7 protein-coding genes are annotated in these 7568 nt (G+C 69.7%); 6 read left to right on the plus strand and 1 reads right to left on the minus strand.

All coding sequences use genetic code 11. The features are described 5' to 3' along the window. Window positions 1-294: 294 nt before the first annotated feature. Entirely contained in the window at window positions 295-1362 is a 1068-nt protein-coding gene (mutY, locus tag KDH83_RS14855; protein WP_212317101.1) for an A/G-specific adenine glycosylase, read from the plus strand. Between the two features lie 31 nt (window positions 1363-1393). Here mutY and KDH83_RS14860 read toward each other — a convergent pair whose 3' ends face one another. Beyond that, window positions 1394-2119 carry a TetR/AcrR family transcriptional regulator gene (locus KDH83_RS14860; RefSeq protein ID WP_212317103.1) on the minus strand — a complete coding sequence of 242 codons (726 nt, stop codon included), beginning with the start codon at window positions 2117-2119 and terminating at the stop codon, window positions 1394-1396. A 211-nt stretch (window positions 2120-2330) separates the two neighbouring features. Between KDH83_RS14860 and KDH83_RS14865 the strand changes: the two genes are divergently transcribed. The 5 genes from KDH83_RS14865 to KDH83_RS14885 all read left to right on the plus strand — a co-directional run. Beyond that, the gene (locus tag KDH83_RS14865) at window positions 2331-3590 is read left to right on the plus strand and encodes an alpha/beta hydrolase (protein ID WP_212317105.1); all 1260 of its coding nucleotides are present in this window, start codon (window positions 2331-2333) and stop codon (window positions 3588-3590) included. 22 nt (window positions 3591-3612) lie between these two features. Continuing rightward, window positions 3613-4506: a VOC family protein gene (locus tag KDH83_RS14870; protein ID WP_212317107.1), complete on the plus strand. Its 894-nt coding sequence runs from the start codon at window positions 3613-3615 to the stop codon at window positions 4504-4506. A gap of 23 nt (window positions 4507-4529) precedes the next feature. Beyond that, window positions 4530-6218, plus strand: a complete 1689-nt coding sequence (locus KDH83_RS14875) for an AMP-binding protein (protein ID WP_212317109.1) — start codon at window positions 4530-4532, stop codon at window positions 6216-6218. Then, a complete protein-coding gene (locus tag KDH83_RS14880) occupies window positions 6205-6681 on the plus strand; it encodes a thioesterase family protein (RefSeq protein ID WP_212317111.1) in 477 nt (158 codons plus the stop codon). Before KDH83_RS14875 ends, KDH83_RS14880 begins: the two co-directional genes overlap by 14 nt. Continuing rightward, a partial coding sequence (locus KDH83_RS14885; RefSeq protein ID WP_212317113.1) for an FAD-dependent monooxygenase occupies window positions 6678-7568 on the plus strand: 891 nt, incomplete at its 3' end. The genes KDH83_RS14880 and KDH83_RS14885, both read left to right, overlap by 4 nt.

The raw sequence follows: 7568 nt of genomic DNA on the forward strand, positions 1-7568 counted from the left end.
TGAAGTTGCCGCGCTCCGGCTTCCCCCTTTGGCAAAGAGGAAGGCGTCCAGGACGCCTGCGGCCATTATGCATTCAAGCGCGCGCCGCCGCACGCCTGCATCGCGCTTCCCATGAACCCGGAATGCCGCCTCGACAGCCAAGGCAAACAGCCACGCCGGACACACGAGCCCACCCCGCGCCAGCCCCTGACGCCGCACAAACGCGGCCGCGCGGATCCGGCTCCGCCGGTCCGCCGCGGCGCCCCTTGAGGGGAAGCGCCGCAGGCGCTTCGGGGTGGGCCTTATACTTTCACGATGGAATTTTCTCCCCGTATCGTCGCCTGGCAGCGCCTGCACGGCCGCCACGATCTCCCCTGGCAGAACACTCGCGATCCGTACCGCATCTGGCTGTCGGAGATCATGCTGCAGCAGACCCAGGTCGCCACCGTGATCCCGTACTACGAGCGCTTCCTGGCCCGCTTTCCCGACGTGGCCGCACTGGCCGCCGCCGCTCAGGAAGACGTGATGCCTTACTGGGCCGGCCTGGGCTACTACGCGCGCGCCCGCAACCTGCACCGCTGCGCGCAAGAAATCGCGCGCGACTGGCAGGGCCGCTTCCCGCCCACGGCCGAAGCCATCGCCACCCTGCCGGGCATCGGCCGCTCCACGGCGGCCGCCATCGCCGCCTTCGCCTACGGCGAGCGTTCCCCGATCCTGGACGGCAACGTCAAGCGCGTGTTCACGCGCCACTTCGGCATCGCCGGCGATCCGTCCAAGCGCGAGGTCGAACAGCGCCTGTGGGCGCTGGCGGACACGCAGGTCGAAGTGGCGCCGGACCTGGACATGGCCGCCTATACCCAGGGCCTGATGGACCTGGGCGCCACGCTCTGTACGCGCGGCAAGCCGGCCTGTGACAAGTGTCCGGTGGCCGATACCTGCGTGGCCAGGCGCGAAGGCCGCCAGGCCGAGCTGCCCACGCCCAAGGCGCGCAAGGCGGTGCCCGAACGCGAAACCGCAATGCTGGTGCTGCAATGGAATGGCGCCTACCTGTTGCAGCAGCGGCCCGAGCCCGGCATCTGGGGCGGGCTGTGGAGCCTGCCCGAATTCGACGCGGCCGGCGATCCCGGCGCGGCGTCCCGGGCACTGGGCCTGGAACCGGAGCGGCACAGCGCGCTGGCCGCGTTCTCGCATACCTTCACGCACTACCGGCTGCATATCCGGCCGTGGTGGGTGGAAGTGCGCTCGGCCGCGCTGCGCGCAGGCGGCCCGCCGTCGCGCTGGGTGCCGGCCGATGAACTGGCAGCCACCGCGCTGCCGGCGCCGGTGAAGAAACTGCTGACAGGGCTGGCGCAGGCGAATTCGGCCGAGGGTCGGCTGTTCTAAACCCCGGACCGCCCCCGCGCCTGGTCCCGGGCTATGGCTTGCTTGCCTGACCCGGTCGGGCCTCGGGCAACACCAGCTTCTCCAGATACGCCAGGTCCTCGCGCAGCAGCCGCAGCGACTCGCTGACGTCGGGGCTGCGCGTGCGGCGCGCCTCGTCGCGCAGCAGCGAACGCACCGCCATGTCCGCCATGATGGCGGCCACCTCGGCGCGGCTCAGGCGGCCGTCCGGCTTGTACCACCAGGCCGACCAGTTGCACATGCCGATCAGGCTGACGGCCGCGATGTGCGGATCGACCATGCGGAACTGGCCGTCGCGCACGCCCTTCTCGATGACCACGCTGAAGTTCTCCAGCAGGCTGCGCCGCGCCGCCTGCAGGGCCGCGCGCTGCTTGGGCGTCATGTCGCCCTCGGTGCGGTCGGCCACGCGGAATTCCGCCGGCCGCGACAGGATCAGGTCGGCATGCTGGGTCACCAGCGCGCCCAGCGCCTGGACCGGATCCAGGTCGGCGCGCGCCACGGTGTCGCCCGCCAGCTTGCGCGCCGTGTTCAGCACCTCTTCGGTCAGCGCGCGCAGGATCGCGTCCTTGTTCTTGAAGTAGTAATAGACGGCGGTGCGGCTCAGGCCCAGCGCTTCGGCGATGTCCTGCATGCTGGTGCCGCCGGTGCCGCGCTCGATGAACAGCGTGGCGGCGGCGTCGAGGATGGCGCTGCGCAGCGCCTCGCCCTTCAGGCTTCCCTTGGTGCTTGCGTCGGTCACGGTGGCGTTCTTCCTTTTCTATGGCCGCCCGGCGCGGGCGGATCGTGGCGTGAGCGGGCGCGCCGGCCGGCGCCGCTCCAGGGGTCCGCGCAGCGCGGACATACGTCCGATTTGACCACAGCGTCAGTTTTTCGACTTTGATTGACATCAAAGTCAAATATTTGTCTAATCTGACAAATCAACCCCGAAACGACTATCCAAGGAGACGGATATGACTTCCGGCAGTCCTTCCAGCCACGTCACCGCTGGCTTCCTGAACACCGACTGGAACCCCCGCGACCTGCCGCCGGGCGCCTCCACCCGCAACGTCGTGCTGCGCACCGCCGACGGCGCCGCCACCTCCGGATCGCTCTACCTGCCCGCCGGCCCCCGGCCCGACACCGTGGTGTGCGTGATGCATCCGCGCGAGTTCATGGCCTGTCACTACCTGATTCCCGATATCGTCGGGGCCGGTTGCGCGGCCTGGTCACAGGGCGCCCGCTCGGTCGGCAACGACCTGCGGCTGGAGCACGAAACCGCCCTGCTGGACGTGGCCGCCGGCCTGACCCATCTGCGCGGCCTGGGCTTCAAGCGCATCGTCCTGCTGGGCAATTCGGGCGGCGCCGGGCTCTATGCCTTCTACGCGCACCAGTCGGGCCTGCCGGCGGCCGAACGGATCGCCCGCACGCCCGGCGGCAAGCGCAGCGGGCTCAACGAGCTGGACATGCCCACGGTCGACGGCATGGTGCTGATCGGCCCCCATCCCGGCCAGGGCGCGCTGCTGCTGAACTGCATCGATCCGTCCGTCGCCGACGAGAACGACGCGCTGTCGGTCGCGCCCGAACTGGATCCGCTGGCGCCCGCCAACGGCTACCTGCCCGGCGGCCGCGCCCGCTACGCGCCGGCTTTCGTCGAGCGCTATCGCGAGGCGCAGCGCCAGCGCGTGGCGCGCCTGGACGAGCAGGCGCGGCGGATGATCGCCGAGCGCATGCAGGCGCGCGCCGCGCTCAAGGAACAGACCGAGCCCTCGCCCGAACTGCGCCGCCGGGCCGCGCACACGCCCGTGATGGTGGTCTGGCGCAGCGACGCCGACCTGCGCTGCCTGGACCTGAGCCTGGACCCGTCCGACCGCCATCCCGGTTCGCTGTGGGGCAAGGATCCCTATGCATCGAACTACGGCGCGGTCGGTTTCGCCCGCTTCTGCACGCCGGAAAGCTGGCTGTCCACCTGGTCCGGCCTGTCATCCAACGCCAGCCTGGCGCGCACGGCCCAGAACATCGTCCAGCCCACGCTGATCATCGAATACACGGGCGACCAGGCCTGCTTTCCTTCCGACGTGCGCGCCATCCACGACGCGATTCCCGCCACCGACAAGACCCACCTGCGCATTCGCGGAGACCACCACGGCCGCGCGCTGGCCGAGGGCGAGGAGCCCGGCCGCTACGCGGCGGGGCGCGAACTGGCGGCGTGGCTGCGCGCGCGCTTTCTGTAATCCGACATCCATGGAACCGATCATGACCGCCACGACCTCCCCCGCGCTGCGCCTGCATGGCGTGGACCACACTGCCCGCCCCACCTGGAAGCTGCGCGAGACCGTGCGCTTCTACCGCGACATTCTGGGACTGCCTCTGGTGCACGTCATCTCGGCGCGCGGCTGGGGCCCCGCGACCCATCCCGATTTCCTGCACTTCTTCTTCGACAGCGGGCGCGGCAGCACCATCGCGTTCTTCTACTACCTGGGCTCCGAGGAGCCGGAAGCCATGCGCGGAAGGGCTGCCTCGCGGCCGCTGCCCGAGGATCACGTTGCCGACGCCACCCACACCGCCTGGCAGGTCGAGAGCGAGGACGAGCTGAAAGCCTGGAAGCAGAAGTTGCAGGATGCCGGACTGGACGTGTCGGTGGAGACCCGGCACGAAGTCATCGAATCGATCTACGTGCGCGACCCCAACGGCTACTTCATCGAATTCACCCGCAAGCTGCGCCCGCTGGCCGGCATCGACGCGGCCGACGCCGCGCTGACCCTGCAGGCGGCCATGCAGGCCGAGGCCGACGCCGAATCGCGCGGGCAGCGCGTGCGGCACGTGGACGACATCTGGGCGCGCAAGGCCGCGCTGCTGGAAGCCCGGCTGGACGCGCAGGACGAAGCGGCCGGATCCGGCGTGCGCATCTTCGTGCCGCGCGTCGAGGAATTCTCCGCGCTGATCGCGGACGCCTCGCGCCGCGCCGACTGCGCCGTGGTGCCGGCGGACGAATTCGACTGCATCGTCGCCGACGGCCCGCTGGAGTTCCGCCGCAAGACGCTGGGCCTGAAGCCGGCGGTCTGGTATGGCCTGTTCACGGGCGGGGTGCGCGGCACCATCGACGTGTTCGACCGCGACCGCGTGCAGATTTCGCCGGCCGCCAGATAGCGCCGCGGCAGGAGGAGACAGACATGCGAGACATACGCTGCCCCATAGAGGGCGTGACCTACCACCCCGAAGACCGCGCCCGGCGCTATTTCGCCAGCGGCGCCTGGGAACGCCGCACGGTCGGCGACGCGCTGCGCGCCACCGCCGCCCGTTGCCCGCAACGCGCGGCGCTGATCACCGACGAAGGCAGCCTGAGTTTCCAGGAGCTGGACCAGCGCAGCGAGCGGCTGGGCGCGGCGCTGCTGAGACTGGGCCTGCGCCCCTCGGACCGCGCCATCTTCCAGATGGGCACGACGCTGGAAACGGCGGTCGCGCTGCTGGCCTGCTACAAGGCCGGCATCGTGCCCGTCTGCACGCTGCCGCAGCACCGCGAGCTGGAGATCGGCCAGCTGGCCCGGCAGACGCGGGCGCGCGGCTACTTCGTGCAGGCGGACTTCGGCAGCTTCGACCTGGTGGCCTTCGCCGGCGCCATGCTGGCCACGGACGGCACGCTGGCGCACCTGATCGTGGCGCGCGGCGACGCCGGCGCCCACGCGGCCATGCAGGCGCTGATCGATGCCATGCCGCTGGACGAGGCCACTGCCCTGCTGGCGCGGCAAGGCCCCGGCTGCGAGGACGTGCTCAGCTTCCAGCTGTCCGGCGGCACCACCGGCATGCCCAAGATCATTCCGCGCTTTCATGCCGAATACCTCGGCCACGCGCTGGCCTGCGCGCGCCGCTACCAGATGGAGGAAGAGGAACGCATCATCTGGTCGCTGCCGCTGCTGCACAACGCGGCCCAGGTATATGTGCTGATTCCCGTGGTCGCGATAGGCGTGTCGGCCGTGCTGATGCCGCGCGTGGACGTGCCGCGCATGCTGACCCTGATCGAGCGGCACCGCGTCACGCGCGCCATGTCCATCGGCCCCATCGCGCCGCAGATCATGGCCTACGACCGCCTGGCCGACCATGATCTCAGCTCGCTGCGGCTGTTCATCACCATGAGCGCGGCGGAAAGGCTGGAAGCCCATCTGCGCGTGCCCTGTTCCAACCTCTTCGGCATCACCGAAGGGCTGCTGCTGGGTTCGCCCGCCAGCGCCCCGGCGCAGGCGCGCCATCACACGCAAGGGTTTTCCGGCTGTCCCGACGATGAGCTGCGGCTGCTGCGCCCCGGCGCCGAGGAACCGGTCGCGCCGGGCGAAGCCGGTGAACTCTGTTTCCGTGGCCCGGCCACGCTGCCGGGCTTCTTCGACGCGCCCCAGGCCAATGCCAGCGCCTTCACGTCCGACGGCTTCTACCGCAGCGGCGACATGATGACCGCGCGCGTCGTGGACGGCCAGACCTGCTACGCGTTCGAGGGCCGGCTGCGCGACAACATCAACCGCGGCGGTGAAAAGATCGGCTGCGAGGAAGTGGAAGCCCAGGTCGGCGCGCATCCGGCCATCGCCGAGGCCCGCCTGGTGGCCATGCCCGATCCGTTCTACGGCGAAAAGGGCTGCCTGTTCGTGATCCTGCGGCCGGGCCATGCCGCGCCCACCGTGCCCGAGCTGGCGGCCTTCCTGACCGGCCGCGGCCTGGCCAAGTACAAGTGCCCCGAGCGTATCGAGAGCATCGAGGCTTTCCCCGTCACCAAGGTCGGCAAGCTGGACAAGGCCGCCTTGCGCCAGACCGTGGCGACCATGCTGAACCAGGAGGCCGAGCAGGCCAGGGAGCAAGACGATGACCAGCACTGAATACGTGGTGAGCGAACGGCCCTTCGTGGTGCGGCGGCGGGTCAAGTGGGGCGACTGCGACCCCGCCGGCGTGGTCTACACCGTCACCTTCGGCGAATACGTGTTGTCGGCCGCCGAGCTGTTCTACGGCTACCTGTTCGACGGCACGCCGCAGCGCATCAAGGACGAGCATGGCTTCGGCACGCCCACGCGCGCGCTGTCCTTCGACTTCCAGGCCTCGCTGTGGCCGGACGAGGAATTCGACATGCGCGTCACGGTGCACGAGGTGCGCACCCGCACTTACACCCTTCACATCCACGGCAGCGCGCGCGGCAAGCCCGCCTTCGACGCCGTCCTGACGCCGATCTGCGTGGCCCGCGGCGAGCGGCGCGCGATCGAGGTGCCGGACGCGCTGCGCACGCGGCTGCTGTCTTACCAGGAAGCCTGCGCGCAGGCGCAAACCAGCGGGAGCGCTGAAAAATGAAGATCGCCATCATCGGCGCCGGCCCGGCCGGCCTGTATTTCTCGCTGCTTGCCAAGAAGCACGATCCCAGCCACGAGATCACTATCTACGAGCAGAACCCGCAAGGCGCCACCTATGGCTGGGGCGTGGTGTTCTCGGACATCGGCCTGGCCTTCCTGCGCGATGCCGATCCGGATTTCTTCGGCAGGTTCGTGGCGCACCATGAGCGCTGCGACTACATGGAAATCGTGCATCAAGGCACGCGCGTCCAGGTGCAGGGCAACCATTTCTCGCGCACGTCCCGCATCGACATGCTGGCCGTGCTGGAGCAGGCCTGCCGCGAGGCCGGCGTGCAGATCCGCCACCAGCAGCGCATCGAGGACGTGGCGCGGCTGGCCGGCGAGGTCGACATGGTGGTCGCCGCCGACGGCAGCAACAGCGCGGTGCGCAAGCAGTACGCCGAGCATTTCCGCCCGGCCTTCGAGCGCCGTCGCAACAAGTTCGCCTGGTACGGCACGCGCCAGCGCTTCCACCCCGTGTCGCTGATCTTCCGCGAGGCCGAGCACGGCATCTTCATCGCCCACAGCTACCAGTACAGCAAGGACCTGAGCACCTTCCTGGTCGAGGTGGATCCGGACAGCTGGCGCCGCGCCGGCCTGGACACGGCCAGCGAGGACGACAGCCGGCGCCATTGCGCCGAGGTGTTCCGCGAGGACCTGGGCGCCAACGAGCTGCTGGGCAATCGCTCGCTGTGGTTCGAGGCGAACATCGTGCGTAACGAGCGCTGGTCGCACGAGAACATCGTGCTGCTGGGCGACGCGCTGCGCACGGTGCATTTCTCGCTGGGCTCGGGCACGCGCATGGCCATGCAGGACGCGATCGCGCTGCACCAGGGACTGCTGCAACAC

This window comes from Achromobacter sp. Marseille-Q0513, assembly GCF_018195695.1.
In the GTDB taxonomy this organism is placed as follows: domain Bacteria; phylum Pseudomonadota; class Gammaproteobacteria; order Burkholderiales; family Burkholderiaceae_B; genus Achromobacter.

Bases quoted from the DNA above. Each gene is read 5' to 3' on its own strand.
- KDH83_RS14880 (WP_212317111.1), top strand. From the start codon at position 6,205: ATGACCAGCACTGAATACGTGGTGAGCGAACGGCCCTTCGTGGTGCGG.
- KDH83_RS14865 (WP_212317105.1), top strand. From the start codon at position 2,331: ATGACTTCCGGCAGTCCTTCCAGCCACGTCACCGCTGGCTTCCTGAAC.
- KDH83_RS14870 (WP_212317107.1), top strand. From the start codon at position 3,613: ATGACCGCCACGACCTCCCCCGCGCTGCGCCTGCATGGCGTGGACCAC.
- mutY (WP_212317101.1), top strand. From the start codon at position 295: ATGGAATTTTCTCCCCGTATCGTCGCCTGGCAGCGCCTGCACGGCCGC.
- KDH83_RS14875 (WP_212317109.1), top strand. From the start codon at position 4,530: ATGCGAGACATACGCTGCCCCATAGAGGGCGTGACCTACCACCCCGAA.